Source organism: Alkalihalobacillus trypoxylicola, from assembly GCF_001590785.1.
Taxonomy (GTDB): domain Bacteria; phylum Bacillota; class Bacilli; order Bacillales; family Bacillaceae_D; genus Alkalihalobacillus; species Alkalihalobacillus trypoxylicola.
Genome location: NZ_LTAO01000001.1, coordinates 34301 through 54789, shown reverse-complemented (window position 1 = coordinate 54789; position 20489 = coordinate 34301). Strand labels below are relative to the sequence as shown.

18 protein-coding genes are annotated in these 20489 nt (G+C 34.4%); 13 read left to right on the top strand and 5 right to left on the bottom strand.

Features of this window, described 5'->3' with window-relative positions:
• Nucleotides 1-2: 2 nt before the first annotated feature.
• Nucleotides 3-1277: a peptidase gene (locus AZF04_RS00230; protein WP_061947056.1), complete on the top strand. Its 1275-nt coding sequence runs from the start codon at nucleotides 3-5 to the stop codon at nucleotides 1275-1277.
• 54 nt (nucleotides 1278-1331) lie between these two features.
• Here AZF04_RS00230 and AZF04_RS00225 read toward each other — a convergent pair whose 3' ends face one another.
• The gene (locus tag AZF04_RS00225) at nucleotides 1332-1571 is read right to left on the bottom strand and encodes a hypothetical protein (RefSeq protein WP_061947054.1); all 240 of its coding nucleotides are present in this window, start codon (nucleotides 1569-1571) and stop codon (nucleotides 1332-1334) included.
• Between the two features lie 434 nt (nucleotides 1572-2005).
• Between AZF04_RS00225 and AZF04_RS00220 the strand changes: the two genes are divergently transcribed.
• The 3 genes from AZF04_RS00220 to AZF04_RS00210 all read left to right on the top strand — a co-directional run bounded on the left by AZF04_RS00220 (nucleotide 2006) and on the right by AZF04_RS00210 (nucleotide 5046).
• Complete coding sequence (locus AZF04_RS00220) at nucleotides 2006-2659, top strand: phosphatase PAP2 family protein (protein WP_061947052.1); 654 nt, start codon at nucleotides 2006-2008, stop codon at nucleotides 2657-2659.
• On the top strand, nucleotides 2632-2853 hold the full coding sequence (locus tag AZF04_RS00215; protein WP_061947050.1) for a YdbC family protein: 222 nt from the start codon (nucleotides 2632-2634) through the stop codon (nucleotides 2851-2853). The genes AZF04_RS00220 and AZF04_RS00215 overlap by 28 nt, the downstream gene beginning before the upstream one ends.
• A gap of 450 nt (nucleotides 2854-3303) precedes the next feature.
• A complete protein-coding gene (locus AZF04_RS00210) occupies nucleotides 3304-5046 on the top strand; it encodes a glycoside hydrolase family 35 protein (protein ID WP_061947048.1) in 1743 nt (580 codons plus the stop codon).
• 243 nt (nucleotides 5047-5289) lie between these two features.
• Here the strand turns inward: AZF04_RS00210 and AZF04_RS00205 are convergent, their stop codons facing one another.
• The gene (locus tag AZF04_RS00205) at nucleotides 5290-6078 is read right to left on the bottom strand and encodes an SDR family oxidoreductase (RefSeq protein ID WP_061947046.1); all 789 of its coding nucleotides are present in this window, start codon (nucleotides 6076-6078) and stop codon (nucleotides 5290-5292) included.
• Nucleotides 6079-6161: 83 nt separating this feature from the next.
• A complete protein-coding gene (locus AZF04_RS00200; RefSeq protein ID WP_061947044.1) occupies nucleotides 6162-7034 on the bottom strand; it encodes a helix-turn-helix domain-containing protein in 873 nt (290 codons plus the stop codon).
• Between the two features lie 149 nt (nucleotides 7035-7183).
• Between AZF04_RS00200 and AZF04_RS00195 the strand changes: the two genes are divergently transcribed.
• From AZF04_RS00195 to AZF04_RS00170, 5 genes are all read left to right on the top strand, one after another.
• Nucleotides 7184-9457 (top strand): glycoside hydrolase family 127 protein, encoded by a 2274-nt coding sequence (locus AZF04_RS00195; protein WP_235599891.1) that lies wholly within the window; start codon nucleotides 7184-7186, stop codon nucleotides 9455-9457.
• Nucleotides 9458-9966: 509 nt separating this feature from the next.
• Nucleotides 9967-10146: a hypothetical protein gene (locus AZF04_RS00190; protein ID WP_045481888.1), complete on the top strand. Its 180-nt coding sequence runs from the start codon at nucleotides 9967-9969 to the stop codon at nucleotides 10144-10146.
• Between the two features lie 92 nt (nucleotides 10147-10238).
• Nucleotides 10239-11021 carry an HAD family hydrolase gene (locus tag AZF04_RS00185; RefSeq protein ID WP_061947040.1) on the top strand — a complete coding sequence of 261 codons (783 nt, stop codon included), beginning with the start codon at nucleotides 10239-10241 and terminating at the stop codon, nucleotides 11019-11021.
• Between the two features lie 24 nt (nucleotides 11022-11045).
• Complete coding sequence (gene hflX, locus AZF04_RS00180; protein ID WP_061947038.1) at nucleotides 11046-12338, top strand: GTPase HflX; 1293 nt, start codon at nucleotides 11046-11048, stop codon at nucleotides 12336-12338.
• Between the two features lie 495 nt (nucleotides 12339-12833).
• Nucleotides 12834-14300 (top strand): UDP-N-acetylmuramoyl-L-alanyl-D-glutamate--2,6-diaminopimelate ligase, encoded by a 1467-nt coding sequence (locus AZF04_RS00170; protein ID WP_061947035.1) that lies wholly within the window; start codon nucleotides 12834-12836, stop codon nucleotides 14298-14300.
• A 387-nt stretch (nucleotides 14301-14687) separates the two neighbouring features.
• Here AZF04_RS00170 and AZF04_RS00165 read toward each other — a convergent pair whose 3' ends face one another.
• On the bottom strand, nucleotides 14688-14984 hold the full coding sequence (locus AZF04_RS00165; RefSeq protein ID WP_061947034.1) for a hypothetical protein: 297 nt from the start codon (nucleotides 14982-14984) through the stop codon (nucleotides 14688-14690).
• A gap of 141 nt (nucleotides 14985-15125) precedes the next feature.
• Here AZF04_RS00165 and AZF04_RS00160 point away from each other — a divergent pair, with 141 nt between their 5' ends.
• On the top strand, nucleotides 15126-16139 hold the full coding sequence (locus tag AZF04_RS00160) for an LLM class flavin-dependent oxidoreductase (RefSeq protein WP_061947032.1): 1014 nt from the start codon (nucleotides 15126-15128) through the stop codon (nucleotides 16137-16139).
• 76 nt (nucleotides 16140-16215) lie between these two features.
• Entirely contained in the window at nucleotides 16216-16395 is a 180-nt protein-coding gene (locus AZF04_RS00155; protein ID WP_061947030.1) for an SE1832 family protein, read from the top strand.
• Nucleotides 16396-16747: 352 nt separating this feature from the next.
• Here AZF04_RS00155 and AZF04_RS00150 read toward each other — a convergent pair whose 3' ends face one another.
• Nucleotides 16748-17608: a VanW family protein gene (locus AZF04_RS00150; RefSeq protein WP_061947028.1), complete on the bottom strand. Its 861-nt coding sequence runs from the start codon at nucleotides 17606-17608 to the stop codon at nucleotides 16748-16750.
• Between the two features lie 483 nt (nucleotides 17609-18091).
• Here AZF04_RS00150 and AZF04_RS00145 point away from each other — a divergent pair, with 483 nt between their 5' ends.
• Together AZF04_RS00145 and AZF04_RS00140 are read left to right on the top strand one after the other, a co-directional pair.
• Nucleotides 18092-19276 carry a glycoside hydrolase family 130 protein gene (locus AZF04_RS00145; protein WP_061947026.1) on the top strand — a complete coding sequence of 395 codons (1185 nt, stop codon included), beginning with the start codon at nucleotides 18092-18094 and terminating at the stop codon, nucleotides 19274-19276.
• A gap of 84 nt (nucleotides 19277-19360) precedes the next feature.
• A complete protein-coding gene (locus tag AZF04_RS00140; RefSeq protein ID WP_061947025.1) occupies nucleotides 19361-20395 on the top strand; it encodes a substrate-binding domain-containing protein in 1035 nt (344 codons plus the stop codon).
• Nucleotides 20396-20489 lie beyond the last annotated feature (94 nt).

The following is a 20489-nucleotide window of genomic DNA, read 5'->3' as shown; positions in this document are numbered from 1 at the left end:
TAATGGATACTTCTTTCATTACCGCACTAAAAAAAGCATTAGAAAAGAGAAGGGCTGAGTATACAGAAAAGCTAAAAAAGCTCATTCAAGTACCAACGACCTTTCTAAATGAGCAGCACGGTCAGAGGCTAATAGAGAAATATATAAGTGATATTGGTTTAGAGGTGAACTCCTTCATTCCTAATATAAAAGTGTTAAAAAAACATCCTTCTTATATGTCGAATAGGGATACGTTTGAAAATAGTCCTATCATTATAGGGGAATGGAAAGGTAGTGGAGGTGGAAATTCAATTATATTAAATAGTCATATTGATGTCGTTCCTACTGGAGAAAGAAATCAATGGTATGATGATCCATTTTCTGGAGTTTTTCAGGATGGGTTTATATATGGAAGAGGAGCCACTGATATGAAAGGAGGTACGATTTCCTTACTTTTAGCCTTGCAGCTTTTATCTGATATTCAAGTAACTCTTAAAGGAGATGTTATCTTTCAAAGTGTAGTAGACGAGGAATGTGGAGGCGCCGGTACTCTAGCTACCATTTTGGAAGGGTATAAAGCCGATGGAGTATTAATTCCAGAGCCAACCAATCAAAAGATATTTCCCTTACAACAAGGATCGATTTGGTTTAGATTAAAATTAAGAGGACGCTCGGCTCATGGAGGAACAAGGTATGAAGGAGTTTCAGCTATTGAAAAAGCAATGCAGGTTATTCAGCAAATTAGACAAATTGAAATGAGGCGTAATCAAAGAATAAACGACCCATTGTATCAAAATCTTCCCATTCCTATACCTATTAATGTCGGCAAAATCAGTGGTGGGGACTGGCCCTCTTCTGTTCCAGATTATCTTGAAATAGAAGGTCGTTTAGGTGTTTCTCCTGAAGAAACAATAGAGGAAGCAAAGGAAGAATTCTCCTATCTATTAAGCCCTGCCCTTTTACAGGACCCTTGGTTTGAACAATATCCGATTGACATAGAATGGTTTGGTGCGAGCTGGTTGCCTGGGAAAATTGAACAGACCCATCCATTCATGAAAGCTTTGGTAGACTCCTTTGAGTCTCTTTATCATAAAAAACCAAGGATTGAAGCATCACCGTGGGGAACAGATGCTGGCCTTTTTAGCCAGGTCGCACATATTCCCGCAATCGTTATGGGTCCAGGTATCACAGAGCTTGCTCATTTTCCTAATGAGAAAATCAAATTAGAAAATGTTTTTGAAAGTGCGATATTATATGCCATTTTTCTAACTAATTGGTGTAAACTAGATTCTGATTAGTAAGAGGTTAAAAAAGTATTTCTAACAAGAAGTGCCAATCTATTATGTAAGACTTTATGACACTTTAACCATTGATTTAGAACCTTTCCATAAGTTTTTTAGCTTGAACACACTCCAAAGAATGATTGTCACAGTTGTAGCAGAAATCGTGTAAGATAGGAGGTTCGACATCTCCATAACATTAGTTGAAAATGAATTCGGCGTATAAAGGAATGTTAAAATAACTCCTTTTAAAACATCTGCTATACCTAGTGAGATGAGTACAACGATAAATATTGTCATTATTTTTTTCATTGTTGTTCCTCCTTTATACGGCTTACGAAATGAGTATTAAAAAAGTTTCAAAATTACACGTTTTATATTTTAAAGAAGGAATAATAGCCGAACCCTCTCTCCCTATGATGTTCCTATCTTTCTCTTCAATGAAAGAAGAGATTATTGTATAATCGTTTCTAAATGATTTGGAAGTGACCACTGTCCTATTAAATTACCATTGATTTGTAGAGAGTTTTTAAATATTTTTGCAGGAAAGAGATTTAAAACGTCGAATCAAATAAAAAAAGAGAAAGGGGTGCTTTTTATATGATTGTTCAAGTTTTAATTTCATATCCTGATTTTAGAATCTAAGTGTTAAAATCCTCTAAACATTCTCTCTTTATTTGTCCTATTTGATTTTTTTATAAAACATGTTACATTATTTAAAAAATCATAAAAAAAGGACGACTATAATGAACCTCAAAAATCCCTCTTATTTGTTGTTCTTCCTATTATTTTGTACTTTCCTCATTTTAAGTGCTATCGTTATTTGGAATGATACCATTGCTTTTGATACGATTGTCTTTGATTGGCTCTTATTCTTTGATTGGCCCTTCGTATGGACGTTTATGGAATCGATAACAGAATTTGGTGCAGCAAGTGTACTTACGATTTTAACGATTTTGCTCGTGATTATTCTTTTGTTCACAAAAAAATTTAAATGGGCTTTGCTTTTATCGCTGACGATGATTACAGGGAGTATTCTCAACCGAATATTAAAAATAACGATTGTGAGAGAGCGTCCTGACATATTACTTCAATATGATGGATTTGGGTATAGCTATCCTAGCAATCACAGCATGATGTCACTTTTACTATACGGCTTTATCATCCTATTATTTCTTCGTTTTTTTAAACCATCTCATTGGAGACTTATCGGTATCCTTCTTTTATCGATCCTCATTATTGTGATTGGATTAAGTCGAATTTACTTAGGTGTGCATTATAGTACAGATGTTGTAGCTGGTTTTATACTAGGATTGCTACTATTAATAGTAGTAAGTGAAGTAGATAAAAAATGGAATGGAAGGATGGTTTCATGTCAGAATTCAAATACGAAATCATAAAAACAGTTGGAGTATTATCTGAAAATGCAAAAGGCTGGAAAAGAGAATTAAATCTTATTAGCTGGAATGGTCGTGAACCAAAATATGATATTCGTGACTGGTCAGAGGATCATGAAAAAATGGGAAAAGGACTAACCTTTTCTGAAGAAGAGCTTTTGAACTTAAAAGATATAGTCAATGATTTAGAAAAATAAAAGACTATTGAATCCATTTCATCATTTATATCTTTTAATGAAAACCGAGCGGTTAGGTTTTTGATTTTCACTTTAGGTAGATGCTTTCCCAAGGGCTTGTCTTCAGCTAACTCTGACTATTCAGAGAGTCGTCAGAGTAGATCTTCACACTGCGCTCATCCTTTGGGAGTCACTACCTACCGTTACAATCAACAAGTAAATTCACAAACATTCAAGACATTTTTATAATGAATGTTTGGTTTTATTCACTTATAGAGCCATTATGAAATTCACTCTATTTTATGATGAAAATATAATTTTTACAGGAAAAGGAGAGTCTCTGCCATTTTTTCAAGACGCTCCTTTTTATTATTATGTCCTTTTGAAATAAACTCTATGAAATCCGTTTCATAAAATGTTAGAATGGTAACAAACCATTTATGAAGTCAATTGTAGGAGAAGGGGAATAGAATGCTTATTAACAAAGAAGAAAAGTTCTATTTAGATGGAAAACCGTTTCAAATTCTATCAGGAGGAATTCATTATTTTAGAGTTCCACCAGCATATTGGAAAGACCGATTATTAAAGCTTCGTGCTCTAGGCTTGAATACGGTCGAAACGTATGTGCCTTGGAATTTCCATGAGCCTAAAAAAGGACAGTTTCATTTTACTGGTTTAGCGAATATCGAAGAATTTATAAAATGTTGTCAAGAATTAGAATTGAAATTAATCGTAAGACCATCTCCATATATTTGCGCTGAATGGGAAATGGGCGGATTACCTTCATGGCTTCTAAAAAATCAAGAGACCATTTTAAGAAGCAGCGAAACCGTATATCTTAAGCATGTTGAAGAGTATTATGATGTACTTTTACCAAAGTTCAAACCATTTTTGTATCAAAATGGTGGACCGATTATTGCAATGCAAATAGAGAATGAATATGGCGCTTATGGTAACGATGAAGCATATTTAAATTTTCTAAAACAACAATATGAAAAACATGGACTAGAGACCTTTTTATTTACCTCAGATGGACCTGCCTTTATGAAACAAGGTTCACTTGAGCAAGTGACTACAACACTTAATTTCGGTTCAAAAGTAGAGGAAGCCTTCGAAGCGCTTGATGGTTATAAACCGGGCTCTCCCAAAATGGTAGCAGAATTTTGGATTGGTTGGTTTGACCATTGGGGAGGTAAACACCATACAAGAGACCCGAAAGAGGCAGCTAGAGTTTTTGAAGAATTGATGGACAGAAACAGTTCTGTTAATTTTTATATGTTTCATGGAGGAACTAATTTTGGTTTTATGAACGGTGCTAATCATTATGACCAATATTACCCAACAATAACAAGCTATGATTATGATAGTTTATTAACTGAAAATGGCGAAATAACCGAAAAATATAAAGAAATAAAAAAAATACTTAGTCAATACATTGAAACACCTGAGAATTATGTAAGTAAGCTAAAAACGAACGCTTATGGAGATATTACACTGACTGAATCTGTTAGTATATTTGATGTTCTTTCAGAAATAGGAGTAAAGAAACAGCATTTAACTCCATTATCAATGGAATCACTCGATCAGTCTTTTGGATATACTTTATATCGGACTGATATTAACCGAAAAGGTACTTTAACATTTCGGACGGATTCGATACGAGATCGTTGTCATATTTATATCAATGGGCGTTTTGAAAAGACGGTTTACATCAATGACCTCGACAAGGAAGTTTCCTTAAATTTCCCTAATGAAAACAATGTTTTAGAGCTTTTCGTTGAAAATATGGGCAGAGCTAATTATGGAGAGCATTTGACCGATCAAAAAGGGTTAGTCCATAACATTTGGTTAGGCGAACAATATTGGTTTAATTGGGAGATGTATAGCATTGAGCTTCAGCATTTACCAAAGAATTATATTGGAGAAGATCAAAGATTCCCCAAATTTCTAAAAGGAAGCTTTCATGTTGATGATGTAGCTGACACTTTTGTCGACTTAAAAGGCTTTAAAAAAGGAAATGTTTTTATAAATGGATTCAATTTAGGAAGGTATTGGGAAAAAAAAGGCCCACAGCATACCTTGTATGCACCGGGACCTTATTTAAAAGAAGGGAAAAATGAATTGATTATAGTAGAGTTAGATGGTACACAGCAAACAAGTGTATCATTAATAGAAAAGCCTATTTTGCATCCTCGCGAAATAAAGTCAGATTAGAAATAGTAAAAAGCGACGGAAATGGAGTTTACAATTAAGCTCCTCGAGAGAGCCATTTTCAAGTCACTTCGCGTCAAATGTGGTGATACCATACTCATTTTTTTAAATGGATTTCAATATATCTCATTTCATACACTGGAAATTCCGTGAATCTTCAAAAGTATCAGGACCTTCCTTCTTTAGCTTAGAAGAAAGGTCCTTTTTGTCGTTGTTGTATGCAATAGAACTCTCAAATTGACAACCTTATAGAAGAGATTCAGCACCGTCAATATATATTTCAGTCCCTGTAATATGATCAGAATGTTTAAAGGCTAAAAATGAAACAAGCTGAGCGATTTGTTCGGGTTTAGCAGGTTTATGCTCTAGAGGCTGACTCCCTTCAGGAAATTGAACAGGAATTTCTATTTTTTCAACGTCTTTTGTTTTGTTCGTATTCTTCCCAATATTCGTTTCTACTGCACCAGGACAAATAACATTAACCCTAATTTTATATTGAGCTAACTCTAACGCAGCCATCTTAGCAAAAGCAACTTGAGCTGATTTTGAAGAGCTGTAAGCAGCCATTCCAAAGTTTGAGAATACTCTGTTTCCATTAATAGAGCTCGTAATAATAACGCTTCCTCCATTTTGCTTCATTAAAGGAATCGCATACTTTACAGATAAAAAAGTGCCCTTTAAATTGGTTTCCAGTGTGGTGTCCCAATCTTCTGGTTTTAAATCTTCAATAGGAGCTAAAACCCCATTAATCCCACCATTTGCAAAAAGAATGTCTAGTTTCCCCCATTTTTGTTTAATATCTTGAAAGGCAGATTGCATTCTTTCATAGTCGGCAAGGTCAACATCAAAAATAAAAGCTTCACTTCCGAGTTGCTCGATTTCCTCTTTAACAGATTTTGCAGCTTCTTCTTTAACATCAAATAAACAGACAGTAACACCTTGTTTCGCTAATTCAATGGCAGCTGCACGACCAATACCGGAGCTCGCTCCAGTGACAATGGCAAGTTGGTTATTCAAACGTTTATCTTCATTCATATTTATGTGCCTCCTAAAAATCAATCTTCCTTTTACTTTCCCTCTTATAAGGAAATTCATGTTAGTTAGCAAGCATCATTTTTTTATGGTCTTCGATAAATTTCATTTAAGTATGTCGAAGGAGATACCCCAGTTACTTTTTTGAATACGCGACTAAAATAAAATGGGTTACTAAAGCCTAGCTCATTGCTAACCTCAGCTATATGTATAGGCTCTTTTCTTAACATATGCATCGCTCGTTCAACTAGTAATTCATTTTGAAATTGTGTAATGGTTTTTCCTGTTTCCTTTTTAAAAAGGGAAGAAAGGTACGTATAATTCATGCCTAAAGCATCTGCGATTTCTCTACTTTCTTTCTTTGCAGAACTAGTTTCATTCAAATATTCTATTACTTTATAAATAATTCGATTTTTCTTTGTATGCTGTGATTCTTGTATTTTTTGTGAATATAATTCTAGGAAAAAATCCATTGTTGAAATCGATAAATGTAGTGGTCTCATTGGCAGAGTAGAATTGAAAAGATCGACTAATTTTTCTAGCTGTCGCTCTGTATATTCCTTATTTTTTACTTTTCCTTGTTTTGGAAGGGTTAATTTGGAACAATACGTATCTTCTAAAATTAACGAAGATTGTTGATAATGAGTAAACTCTGGGAATTGTTCAGAAGGTTGATTCATTCCATCATAAAAGTGAATATAGTACCACTCCGTTTTAGGGGAATAGAGGAGCGAGCCCCAATGATGAATGTTCTTTTTTAAGAAAAGAAAACAACCACTAGATAAAAGATATTCTTTCTCTTCTTCAATAACTTGGATATGACCGCTTTTTACATAAACAAAAACGTGGATATTTTCCATTATACGATTCGGGTGAATATGTATGCCATTAGAATCTTGAAGGGTACCAATTTCTCTTATTATAGGAAGCTGATTAGCTAAAATTTGAATTTGATTCATTTTTTCACCTCATCCTTTTTATAGCTTATACTTCTTCTTGAAAATCCAAAAAAAAGATATGGATTATATTGATTAGTGAATTCCAATTATAACCTTCCTTTTTCATAATAGAAAGTATATAACGTCTAATAAATAGGGAGGCAATAGTGATGAATGTAAAGCTTTTGGATGGAATGTTCAAACAATCACGGGAAAAAGGTAAGGAATATCTTTTATATTTAGATGTTGATCGCCTCATAGCTCCTTGCTTTGAAGCGGCTGGAAAGGTGGCCAAAAAGGAGCGATATGGAGGATGGGAAAAAAGAGGCATTAGCGGACATTCCATTGGTCATTGGTTATCTGCTACTGCTAGTATGTATGTTCAAACTAGGGATCAAGCCTTAAAGGACAAGCTTGATTATGCGATTTCAGAATTAGCTGAACTCCAAAAATTAGATAGTGAAGGGTTTATTGCTGGGTTTTCAAGAGAATGCTTTGACAAGGTATTTACGGGCGAATTTGAGGTGAGCCGTTTTAATCTTGCTGGAGGCTGGGTGCCATGGTACAGTATTCACAAAATTTATGCAGGTTTAATAGATACCTATCATTTAACTCAAAACAAGCAAGCTTTGGAGGTTGTTCTTAAACTAGCAGACTGGGCAAAAAACGGTCTAAAAGCTTTAGATGATGATCAGTTCGAAAAAATGCTCTATTGTGAGCATGGTGGAATGAATGAAGTTTTTGCTGATCTTTATCTTTTAACAGGAAAGGAAGACTATTTACAATTGGCGATTCGTTTTTGTCATAAAGAGGTTCTTGAACCACTTGCTGATGGGATCGATGAATTGGAAGGGAGACATGCTAATACTCAAATTCCAAAGCTTATCGGTGCGGCAAAGCTTTATAATATTACGAAAGACGAACAGTACAAGAAAATGGTTACTTTCTTTTGGAATCAAGTGACTAAGCACCGCTCTTATGTCATTGGTGGAAATAGTATAGATGAACATTTTGGTCCAGAGAAAACAAATGAACTAGGTATCCAAACGGCAGAAACCTGTAATACGTATAACATGCTAAAGCTCACAGAAATTCTCTTTAGTTGGGAACAAAAAGCAGAATATATGAATTTTTATGAAAGGGCATTGTATAATCACATTTTAGCTTCACAGGATCCTGAGACAGGAATGAAAACGTACTTTATACCGACAGAGCCTGGTCACTTTAAAATTTATTGCACACCGGATGAGTCTTTTTGGTGTTGTACAGGTACAGGAATGGAGAATCCAGCACGTTATATCAACAGTATATACTATCAAAAAAACTCAGATATTTTTGTGAATTTATTTATTTCTTCTGAGTTAGCAATAAATGATGGAAAAATGGTCATTAAACAGAAAACACTTTTTCCAGAGAGTAACGAAACGACATTGATTATGGAAAAAACGGATAGAGAATGTCAAGCTCTACATGTTCGAATTCCAGATTGGTGCTCTAGTCAGTATACCGTATTGATAAATGATCAAGAAGTTGAGGGACTTATTAAGAAAGGCTATCTCAAATTGGAAAGAGAATGGATGCAGGGTGACGAAATAAAAATAAAGTGGCATATGTCTCTTTATAAAGAGTCTACGAAACAAGACCCTAATAAAGTAGCTTTTTTATATGGACCGATCGTTTTAGCTGGTGCCTTAGGAAGAGAAAACTTTCCAGAAAGTGATCAGCTGGATGATCATTTAAAATTAAATCATCATCCTTTGATTCAAGTGCCGACTCTTGTGACTCCTGAAGATGACATAAATAAGTGGATACAACCTATTGAAGGTCGTCCTTTAGAATTTATGACAGCTCCTATTGCTCAGCCGGGCAATCTTTCGATGAGGCTCATTCCGTTTTACCAATTACATCATGAGCGTTATACCCTTTATTGGACCTTAATGAATCGTGATACGTATGAACATTTTATAGATGAGGAAAAAGAAAAAGCCGATGAATTAAAGGCGATCACCATTGATGTCGTAAATCCTCATGAGCAGCAGCCGGAAATAGAACATCACTTAAAAAGTCATAATTCTAGATCTGGCTATTCCCATAAAGCGCGCAAGGGATGGAGAGACTGTATAGATGGTTTCTTTAGCTATGAAATGAAGGTTTTAAAGGAGGAAGCAATGATGTTAAGGGTGACCTATAGTGGAGATGATGCTCCAATAGAACATCAAAATCAGTGGTATAAAAGAGAATTCAGTCTATTTGTTGAGGAAGAAATGATAGCCACTCAACAATTAAATCATCAACAACCCGGTGAGCTTTTTACTATTGATTATGAGTTGCCGATTTCTCTTACCAATGATAAAAGCTCTGTTACCGTCCGCTTTTCTTCAGCACCTCAATCGATAGCAGGTGGAGTTTATGAGGTTCGCATGATTTCAAAGAAGGAGAAGTAGTTCCAAATTAGGGTGTGTTTTAAAGAAGATATTCACCAAGTACCAAACGATATTTAAATCAGTGAATTTCATCATTGCTCTATAAGTGAATGAAACTGAACGTATTATTATAAAATATCTATTGAATGTTTGTTAAAAATCTTATTGATTTGTAACGGTAGGTAGTGACTCCCAAAGGGTGAGCGCGGTTTGAAGATCCACTCTGAAGACGCTCTGAATAGTCAGAGTTAGCTGAAAACAAGCCCTTGGGAAAGCATCTGCCTAAAGTGAAAATCAAAACCTAACCGCTCGGTTTTCATTTAAGGATAGGAATGATGAAATGATTCAAATATATGAAAAAGCCTTGCATTTATTAAAATTTGTAACAAGTTGTTATAAATGATCAATTGATGTCAAATAATTTTTTTATTTAAGAAAAACGGTATATAATCTTACAAAATCAATGGAAAAAAAGAACATGAAATTATAGAATGACTAGTAATATCCATTCTAACGGAGGTGTTCGTCCATTGAAACAATATGTTTTTCTTTATTGCCTCACAAAGGAAAATCAAAAGGTATCTGAGCAGCATCACATTCAAGCGCGTGGAATGCTAGATGCTTTTAAAAAGGCTAATAAAATAAAGCAAACTTTAGAAGCTGAAACTCTTGAAACGGTAGAAATTGAATTGAAGGGAATTCTCTACTAAAACAGATAATTAAATCGCTAAATCTACTTGCCCCACTCATCATTAAGCTGTACTCTAAGGAGTAAAGATAAAATGTTTGAGGAGTGGAGAGTATGATTAAGGCGATTTTTTTTGATTTAGATGATACATTACTTTGGGATAAAAAAAGTGTTGCAACGGCATTGTATAATACGTGCCTTCTAGCAGCGGAAAAATATGATTTAGATGTCAACTTATTTGAACAAGAAGTAAGAAAGAATGCTCAAGCTATTTATGGACAATATGATACTTTTCCATTTACTCAAATGATTGGTATTAATCCTTTTGAAGGTTTATGGGGGAAATTTGAGGATAAAGGGATCGATTTTAACAAAATGAAGGAAATCGCTCCAGATTATCAAAAAAGAGTTTGGAGAGCAGCACTTAATGCTTTTCATATTGAAGATGCTGATTTTGCCGAAACATTAGCCGAAACCTTTCCAGAAGAAAGGAAGAAAAATCCTTTTGTTTACGAAGAAAGCTATTCTGTTTTAGAGAAATTACAAGGAAAGTACCGTCTTTTGTTATTAACGAATGGGTCTCCTCAACTTCAAAACATTAAATTAACGATAACACCTGAAATCGCTCCTTTTTTTGAGAAAATAATCATTTCAGGTCAATTTGGCAAAGGTAAACCCGATCCTTCCATATTTGAACACGCTTTAGAGGAAATGGGGTTAGTTGCTAGTGAAGTTTTAATGGTTGGAGATAATTTAAATACGGATATTTTAGGTGCAAACCGTACCGGAATTCAATCTGTATGGATTAATCGTGAAGAAATGAAAGCTACAGATGTTAATCCTACATTTGAAATACACAGCTTACATGATTTATTTTCTATTCTTAGCGAATGCTAAAAGCAAAGAAATAGGGAGGTTATTATGCAAGAATTAGAGCAAGTAATCATTGTTGGTGTCGAGGAAGCAAGTACAGAACAATACCAACATGAACGATCCATGAATGAATTAAAACAATTAGCTGAAGCATGCCAATTACAAGTTGTAGCTGTTCTTTCTCAAAAACTTGAGCAGATTCACCCGACGACTTATATTGGCTCTGGAAAATTAAATGAATTGAAAGTATTGATGGAGGAGAAGAACGTAGAAACTGTCATTTTTAATGATGAGCTATCTTCTTCACAGATTAGAAATATTGAATCGGTTTTATCTTGTCGAGTCATCGACCGAACGATTCTTATTTTAGATATTTTTGCGATTAGAGCAAAAACAAAAGAAGCAAAGCTCCAAGTAGAAATTGCCGAATGGCAATACATGCTTCCCCGTCTAATTGGCTTAAGAAAATCTCTAGGTAGACAGGGTGGAGGCGGTGTTGGAACCTTCAATAGAGGTGCTGGTGAAAAAAAATTAGAGCTTGATAGAAGACATATAGAATCTAAAATTAATTCTTTACAAAATGATTTAAAGCAATTAGTTAAGCATAGAAAAGTACAAAGAGGAAGAAGAAATAAGCAGGGAATTCGAACGGTTGCATTAGTAGGCTATACAAATGCAGGGAAATCGACACTCATGAATCGATTTTTAGAAATGGATACAAACCAGACGCAAACTTCCAAATATGTCTATGAGGAAAATATGCTGTTTGCAACCTTGGAAACGTCTGTTCGAAAGATTGCTTTACCGGAATTTTTTCCTTTTCTATTAACCGATACAGTCGGGTTTGTCGAACGATTGCCACATCATCTTGTAAAAGCCTTTCGTTCAACTCTTGAAGAGGTTAAAGAAGCTGACTTACTGATACATGTCGTTGACTATTCTAATCCTTTCTTTGAAGAGCAAATTGAAGTGACCAATCATACATTAAAGGAAATTGGAGTTAAAGACATCCCAATGATTTATGCTTATAATAAGATTGATTTAATGAATGAGGTTCCTGATTATGGCAGAGAAAATACCGTTTATATTTCTACTAAAAATAAAAAAGGTCTTGATTCTCTAACAACCATTATTCAAGAACAGTTATATGGGGAGCAAATCGTATGTGATTTTTTGATTCCGTATGAGAAGAGTGCCATTATTGATGAAATGAAAGAACATGCATTGATTAAGAAATGGGAGTATCTAGAAAATGGAACATTTTTGCAAGCTCAATGTTCTCGACATGTTAAGGATAAATACAGTGATTGGCTCCAAAATGAAAGTATGGAGATACAGTGACGGTAATAGTAAAATGTAATCAAAGCTGCTGGGACAAAAGCTGTTTTTAAATATCTTATGTAGTGAAATGAAAATGGTATGTAATGGAAAGCTAAACTAATGACAAATAGACCCTTCCTTCTTATAAAGTAGGAGGGGCGCTTTGTGTTTCTAGATTCTTTATGAATACAAAATTTATTGAATATAAGGAGTGGAGACTCTAGTGCAATGAAGTGACTATGACGGAATGTACTTTAAAACCATACGCAGAGTGTTTGGAGAGCGAAAAACCTGGCTCTTAACATATGTGGAGGTTTTCAATAATGAGTATAATCCTACACTCTTTTTTATAATATTCTTAATCACTTTTTTACTTTTCAAGTTCGTTGAAATACGATATATATTTTTATCGTTAAAAGGTGGATTTTACCTGAGCAATTTTCAAATTAGAAAAGGATATATTCAATATGAACAGGAAAAACTATGGTCAATTCTTTGTTTGAGGAGATCATAACTATGAGGTTACTTACATTACTTTCATCTATAGGAATAGACGAAGAATTGAAAGTAGACAGAGACATTAAAGGAATCCATTATAATTCCAAATATATTGAAGAGGACTTTATTTTTATTGCGATAAAGGGACACCAGTTTGATGGTCATGACTTCATTGATGATGCAATAAGCAATGGCGCGGTTGCGGTAATTGCTGAAAGACAAGTCAATAATAGTCTGTCAATCCCATGCTATATTGTTGAAGATAGTAGAAAGTGCTTATCATTATTAGCATCCAAATTTTATCAGTTTCCGTCCCAACATCATCGGATTATTGGTATAACTGGAACAAATGGTAAAACGACTGTTTCTTTTATGCTTTATCACATTCTAAAGACGGCAGGAAAAACATGCAGTTTAATTGGTTCTGTCTATCACATCATAAACGGAAAAACGTATGATTCCTCACACACTACTCCTGATGCCCTCACACTCCATAAACTTCTTTCAAAAAGTAAAGATGAGTTTGTCATTATTGAAGTGTCATCACATGGACTTGATCAAGGTAGAGTGGATGAGATTGGTTTTGATTATGCGTTGTTTACAAATTTAACACATGACCATTTGAACTATCATCATAATCTTCAAGCTTATTTTGCTAGCAAGCTGAAATTATTTGACCTGTTAAATATAAAATCAGGAGAAGCGATTGTGAGCACTTATACTAAATTTTGGTCAGAAAAGCTTGTTCATCACTTGATGATGAAGGAAATTCCAGTAACTACAGTTGGAGCTCATAGTCATAATGACGTTATTGATTATAGTAACGAATTTTCTAATGAGTTAATCTGGAGTGATTCATTATTACCGATAAGTAAGCTAACGATTCCTAAAACAGGTGTTTATCAAAATCGGAATGCCCTATTAGCTTTTGTAACAGCTGAGACGTGCGGCATAAGCCGTCTAGTGATTAAAGAAGCCTTAATGAGTTTTACTGGAGTACCCGGACGATTTGAAATGATAACATACTCACATAGTAGAAAAGCAGTCATTGATTATGCACATTCGCCAGACGCTATATATGCTTGTTTAAAAACAGTCAAAAAATTTAAACCAGAAAAAGTGATTCATGTTTTCGGTTTTAGAGGCGATGGAGATTCTTCCAAAAGAAAAAAAATGCTTTCATTTTCGGTGGAACTGAGCGACTTAACGATTATATGTTTAGATGATCTAAATGGAATGTCTTTAGAGGAAATGGAAGTGGAATGGAAACGACTTGCTCAATCTTTTAATCAAAATAAAATTAAAATGATTCCAGACAGAACGTTAGCTATAAAATTTGCTATGGAACAAGCAATCGATGACAGCTGGGTAGTGATTACTGGTAAGGGCCATGAGAATTATAAACAAAATTTCAGTATTAATAGTAAGACAGATAAAGAAAGTGTTATGCGAATTAAAGATGATATAATTAATTATTCAAAATAATTAGAAAACAACAGATAAATGACGAATTAGTGAGAAAATTAGTAGAAAATCGATGGAAACGAACTTTTTACGAAATTTACAAAAAGAACACGTTTCGTTAAAATAAAAACAATCAAAGAAAGGAGCTGCATACGAAACCTACAAATAAAAATGTGAATAAGAAGGGACGTGAGTCCAATGACGTACCGTTAGCGAAATGTACAAAATAAACTTATGTACATGGGAATTCACTTTATAACACATAATATCAAGAAGGCATAAATGTTTTTCGAGTAAGGCTTTTGTGCATTTGGAAGGGAAAATAAGAATAATGCTAATTGAAATAGGATGAGGTAACCCCAAATACGCCAATATGGTTAGGGGTTACCTTTTTGTGATTAAAAAAAATTATTTAGACTGTTTCTTTATTTCTTCCGTGACAACAAACGCAAGCTCATCATTTCCGAATAGAGAAAGAACATTCAATAAAGTTTCATTATTAATTTCTCCAGCTTCCTCTTTAGAAACCGTTAATTCTTGAACTTCTTTTAAAATAGGGTTTTTGAATTGGTCCGGATAAGCCTGCTCATAGAGCTTAAAAGGATTTAAACCTTGATTAATACACCATTGACTATAAATTAAAATCATCATTCTTTCATCCATTTGATATTGGTCAATAATTTTTTGGTCAACATTCTGATTCATTACATATTTCTCCTCTACCAAAATTCTTTAAGCGTTACTTCATTATCTCATGTCATACATATTATAAGCAAAAAAATAGACGTAACAAAAAATGTTTAATACGATAAAAGGTGTGGAGAATATAAAAAGAGGTGTTTTGGAATGAAATCAATAAAAGATATACAATATTCAGTTTTAGATTTAGTCCCGATTTTAGAAGGGAAAAATATAGAAGAAACTTTTTCAAATAGTGTTACATTGGCTCAAAAAGCAGAGCAGCTTGGCTATAATCGCTATTGGGTCGCTGAACATCATAATATGCCTGGTATTGGAAGCTCTGCGACTTCGGTTGTCATTGGTCACCTTGCTCAACACACAAAGAGTATACGAATAGGGGCTGGTGGAATTATGTTGCCTAATCATTCGAGCTTACTTATTGCCGAGCAATTCGGCACCTTAGAGGCTCTTCATCCAGGGAGAATAGACCTTGGTCTTGGCAGAGCGCCTGGAAGTGACCAGGCAACAATGCAAGCGATTAGAAGAAGCCTACATCAAAATGGAGATCAGTTTCCAGAACAAGTGGAAGAATTAAGAACGTACTTTAATCCAGAGCGTTCGCTATATCCACCGCTCGTTCGAGCATATCCTGGAGAAGGACAAAATATTCCCATTTGGTTGTTAGGTTCAAGTGGTTTTAGTGCTAAATTAGCAGGCGAGTTAGGTTTGCCATTCGCATTTGCTAGTCATTTTTCACCTGATTATACATTACCTGCTCTTAAGATTTATCGGGATCATTTCGAACCATCTGATGTTTTAGATAAACCTTATGTAATGGTCGGTATGAATGTAATTGCTGCCGAAACAACAGAAAAAGCTAATTGGTTAGCGAGTAGTCAAGAGCATCAGTTTTTATCTTTAATCCGTGGTAAGCCTGCGCGATTGATTCCTGCTACCGAACAAATCGACCATCATCTATCATTTCAAGAACAAATGGCATTAGAAAAAAGGTCATCCTCTAATATTATTGGTAATAAGCAAGTTGTTGAAGAGGGGTTAATCTCGTTTCTAAAAGAAACGAATGCGGATGAAATCATTATTAGCTCAATGATTTACGATATTAATGACCGCTTAAAATCTTATGAAATGGTAGCTGAAATTTTTAGTGAAAATCAATAATGATGATTTGAATAATACTTACCTTGTTGAGTGATTCATTTTAGGTTAAGATCAAAAAAGATGGGGGGAATGGGGTATGGCGCAAGAAAAGGTTAAAGATAGACTTGAGGAACTAAAAGCTGAATATGTTCGATTGCAGCAAGACTTGGAGAAAGTGGAATCACTCTCACATAATATGTCTCCATTAGAAAAACAATTAATCAGTTTAGAAGAGGAAATAAATGAATTGAACTCACTATTAAGAAGTAGTAAATGAGAATTTAAGACATTCTTATACGTTTAATTGTAAACGCTGGGAATTAACCTGTTTTTAAATTATTTCATGTAACGAAACTTTAAATGATGAGTATGGAAACACAGATAATGAACAAGGAACCCTTCTTCTTGTGTGTGAAAAGAAAGAGGGTTCTTTTGAACTTGGTATAGATCCTTTATAAAAGTGTGAATCTAGCGAACAAGGCACGGAGACTCCAGTGGATTCGGAGTGGCACCTAACATATGTGGAGTTCTCTTTATTCAACCGTAGTGTCCCAGCCTCATGAGTTGTTCACTCACCTTTTTTACAAATATTCCTTACAAAAGTTTGCATATTACACTCTATTCCTTTTTTATTTTTTTAATTGAATGTTCTCTGAGGATAAAATCGTTACAGAAAGCATTCCACCGTAAATTCTAGCTTGAATTAAAATAGGTTGATTAAAGTCATTTAAGAAAATAAAATCAGGTCCTGCCCAGCTAACGGTTGCATCTCGACCAGGAGGTACATAGGATACTTTGCGACTATGTATATACCTCTCGATAATCGATAATTGAGCAGCATCTACTGCATTAAATAAAGTGGATGATACTTGACAGATTCCTCCTCCAATTCCCTCACTTAGTTCTCCTTTGACGATAACGGTTGCTTTTTTGTAACCTTTTAAAGGTGTTCTCTCTCCAACTGTTACATTAAATGAGAATCGCTCTTTAGGAAAAACAACGTTATTATGAATCGCTTTCGTAGCCAGTTCTATGTTATGAGACCTTTCTAAATTATGCTGATTGAAAAAAGTGACATAAGAGCCAATCTGTTTTTTTTGAATGGATTCTAATAATTCACTGTCGACTTTAGGGTACACAGGTATAATAGGGATTTCCACAGAGTCCTTCCCAATCGAATAAAAATATTCGTATAAAATATCCGCTAATTTTTTAGCATCCACTTTATAGCCATTTTCTTCGGGCATAATGTCTCCATAATCAGAAATGTAGGCATTTTTAGCCGGTTTTTGATATTTAGCTGTTAGGTTTGTAATGATAAGGTTGAAGGCCTTTTGATCGATCCATTCTTTATTGGTTGCTAGTAAACGGAAATCTTCTCGATTAATTTGTTCAACCTTTTGGTTATGTATCGTTAAAGTTAAATCATCCGCAATTTGGTCGATAGGATGTAAAAATAAAAACAGACAAATTAAGCCGTTTAGTAACATAAATACTCACCTCATTGTTAGGATAAACCAATTTAACAAACTTATTTCAATTAAATCATAATCCTTTTTCTTTTTTTATTACCATACGAGTGAATTTCATAATCGCTCTATAAACGAATAAAAACGAACGTTTCTTATAAATATGTTTTAAACGTTTGCGAATTAACTTCTTGATTGTAACGGTAGGTAGGGACTCCCAAAGGATCAGCGCAGTCTGAAAATCCATTCTGACGACGCTATGAATAGTCTAGAGTTAGCTGAGAAAGCGGGAAAGCATCTACCTATAGTGAAAATCAAAAACCAAATCGTCCGGTTTTCATTATAAGATATGAATGATGAAATTGATTCTTAAAGAAAAAATTCTAACCCTTTCTTTCCGTTACTTTTGAATATATCCGAAAAATATAATTGACAGAATGTATAAAAGTAAAGATATAATAAAAATAAGTTATCGATTACTTTCGGAGAAGGGGAGGCAATGTTATGATTCATCCAAAGTATAAAGAGCTTTTAATAAGACAAAATGAACTGATTGATAGGAACAATGAAAAAAAGTTAGATGGTAACGGTATGTATGACCGCTATAAATACCCAGTAGTGACACGACATCATGTTCCTCTGCACTGGAGGTATGATTTAAATAAGAAGAGTAATCCATATTTTATGGAACGACTAGGAATTAATAGTACATTTAATCCAGGGGCTCTTTATTTAAATGGTAAATACTTTCTAATGGTTCGTACGGAAGGGGTAGATAGAAAATCTTTTTTCTCTATTGTGGAGAGTGAGAATGGAATCGACCACTTTCGATTTATTGATAAGCCGATAATTTGGGAAAACCCTTATCCTGAAGAGACGAATATGTATGACATGAGACTGGTGCTTCATGAAGATGGTTGGATTTATGGTACCTATTGCTCGGAAATGAAAGACCCAGCTGCATCTGTTAGAGATACTTCTAGTGCCATTGCACAAGCTGGATTAGTAAGGACAAAAGATTTAAGGAAATGGGAGCGTTTACCTAATATTGTAACCCCATCACCTCAGCAACGGAATGTCGTTTTGCATCCCGAGAGAGTAAATGGAAAGTACGCCTTTTACACAAGACCACAAGATGGATTTATTTCTACGGGCAATGGAGGTGGAATAGCATTCGGATTGGTTAACGATATTAATATACCTATTATAGAAGAAGAAATCATTATAGACGAAAAAATGTATCATACGATCTCAGAAGAAAAAAATGGTCAAGGACCTGCTCCTATAAAAACAGAAAAAGGCTGGATCCATTTTGCTCATGGTGTTAGAAATACAGCCGCCGGATTACGCTATGTTTTGTATACATTCGCTACATGTTTAAAAGAACCTAATCAAATAGTGGCAAAGCCAGGTGGTTATTTTATGGCACCGTATGGTGAAGAACGGGTAGGAGATGTTTCAAATGTGCTTTTCTGTAATGGTGTTATAGTAAATGATGAAAATAAGGTGTTTATTTATTATGCATCAAGCGATACGCGTATCCATGTTGCCACGACTACCATTGACCAATTAATCGATTATACATTTAATACTCCGAAGGATTTATTTCATTCTTTGGAGTGTGCTGAGCAAAGAGCAGCGCTTATTGAAAGTAATCTAGCATTATTAAAAAGAGAAAATAAGCAGTAAATAGTTACATTTACAACCATTTAGTATAAAATGATCGTTATAATGTTAGAGTTAAGTGTCATAATGAGTCGTGGAGGTGACCTTATGAAAGGAAATGTCACAATGCGGGATATAGCGGATAAAATGGGAGTAAGTAGTGTAACCGTATCCAAAGCATTGAACGATAAAGAAGGCGTAAGTGATGACTTAAAATCAAAAATTAAAGTGCTTGCTGAAGAAATGGGATATCGTCTAAATACTGCTGCCAAATCGATGAAAGAGGGATATTCCTATAATGTAGGTATCATTATTCCTGAAAGATTTACAGGCGATGATTCTCAATCCTTTTATTTAAAGTTTTATCAGCATATAACAAAGGTACTTGAGAACTATCATTATTATGGAATTTTACAAATCTTAAGTAGCGAAGATGAAGACCAATTGCAGCTTCCTCGTACTTATTATGAAAATAAAGTAGATGGATTTATTATTTTAGGACAAGTAAGCAGTGAATATATCCATTTATTAACTGAACATAACATACCAAAGGTTTTTTTAGATTTTTATACCGATCATTCAGAAGTGGACTCTATTGTAACCGATAATTTTTATGGAGTTTATGAATTAACCAATTATTTGATACGCAATGGGCACCGTGAAATTGGGTTTGTTGGAAATATTCATTCAACCAGTAGTATCCAAGATCGATTCTTAGGATATTATAAATCATTATTAGAACATAAAATTGACTTAAATCAGTCGTTTGTTGTGAATGATCGTGACGACAAAGGAAGATTATTTGATGTTGTTCAATTACCGCAACCTTTACCATCAGCCTTTATTTGTAACAACGACCGTGTTGCATTTAATCTAATTCAGCAGCTAAAAAGCATCGGTCTTTCTATTCCAAATGATTGCTCAGTTGTTGGTTTCGACAATGATATTTATTCTACCTTATCATCACCACCTATTACGACTGTACAGGTTAATTTAGAAGAAATGTCAACGGTTGCCGTCAAATATATTATAGGGAAAATTAAGAACACGGAAACTAGTTACGGGCGTGTATTAATAAAGGGTCAGATTATTCATCGAGAAAGTGTAAAAGAGCTTTCTAAGCAAACAGATTTAGCTAAATAGCTTGGAATAAACTCAAGGACTTTAACTCCTTGAGTTTTTTTAGATTATAAGGATGTTTAGCTACGTTAAAATCAATTGACATCATGGTTTGTAT

What these genes read in the sequence shown, in the direction of transcription:
- AZF04_RS00155 (WP_061947030.1), top strand. Translation starts at nt 16,216, where the DNA reads ATGGCGCAAGAAAAGGTTAAAGATAGACTTGAGGAACTAAAAGCTGAA.
- AZF04_RS00205 (WP_061947046.1), bottom strand. Translation starts at nt 6,078, where the DNA reads ATGAATGAAGATAAACGTTTGAATAACCAACTTGCCATTGTCACTGGA.
- AZF04_RS00145 (WP_061947026.1), top strand. Translation starts at nt 18,092, where the DNA reads ATGATTCATCCAAAGTATAAAGAGCTTTTAATAAGACAAAATGAACTG.
- AZF04_RS00200 (WP_061947044.1), bottom strand. Translation starts at nt 7,034, where the DNA reads ATGAATCAAATTCAAATTTTAGCTAATCAGCTTCCTATAATAAGAGAA.
- AZF04_RS00165 (WP_061947034.1), bottom strand. Translation starts at nt 14,984, where the DNA reads ATGAATCAGAATGTTGACCAAAAAATTATTGACCAATATCAAATGGAT.
- AZF04_RS00230 (WP_061947056.1), top strand. Translation starts at nt 3, where the DNA reads ATGGATACTTCTTTCATTACCGCACTAAAAAAAGCATTAGAAAAGAGA.
- AZF04_RS00185 (WP_061947040.1), top strand. Translation starts at nt 10,239, where the DNA reads ATGATTAAGGCGATTTTTTTTGATTTAGATGATACATTACTTTGGGAT.
- AZF04_RS00225 (WP_061947054.1), bottom strand. Translation starts at nt 1,571, where the DNA reads ATGAAAAAAATAATGACAATATTTATCGTTGTACTCATCTCACTAGGT.
- AZF04_RS00215 (WP_061947050.1), top strand. Translation starts at nt 2,632, where the DNA reads ATGTCAGAATTCAAATACGAAATCATAAAAACAGTTGGAGTATTATCT.
- AZF04_RS00220 (WP_061947052.1), top strand. Translation starts at nt 2,006, where the DNA reads ATGAACCTCAAAAATCCCTCTTATTTGTTGTTCTTCCTATTATTTTGT.
- AZF04_RS00170 (WP_061947035.1), top strand. Translation starts at nt 12,834, where the DNA reads ATGAGGTTACTTACATTACTTTCATCTATAGGAATAGACGAAGAATTG.
- AZF04_RS00210 (WP_061947048.1), top strand. Translation starts at nt 3,304, where the DNA reads ATGCTTATTAACAAAGAAGAAAAGTTCTATTTAGATGGAAAACCGTTT.
- hflX (WP_061947038.1), top strand. Translation starts at nt 11,046, where the DNA reads ATGCAAGAATTAGAGCAAGTAATCATTGTTGGTGTCGAGGAAGCAAGT.
- AZF04_RS00150 (WP_061947028.1), bottom strand. Translation starts at nt 17,608, where the DNA reads ATGTTACTAAACGGCTTAATTTGTCTGTTTTTATTTTTACATCCTATC.
- AZF04_RS00160 (WP_061947032.1), top strand. Translation starts at nt 15,126, where the DNA reads ATGAAATCAATAAAAGATATACAATATTCAGTTTTAGATTTAGTCCCG.
- AZF04_RS00195 (WP_235599891.1), top strand. Translation starts at nt 7,184, where the DNA reads ATGAATGTAAAGCTTTTGGATGGAATGTTCAAACAATCACGGGAAAAA.
- AZF04_RS00140 (WP_061947025.1), top strand. Translation starts at nt 19,361, where the DNA reads ATGAAAGGAAATGTCACAATGCGGGATATAGCGGATAAAATGGGAGTA.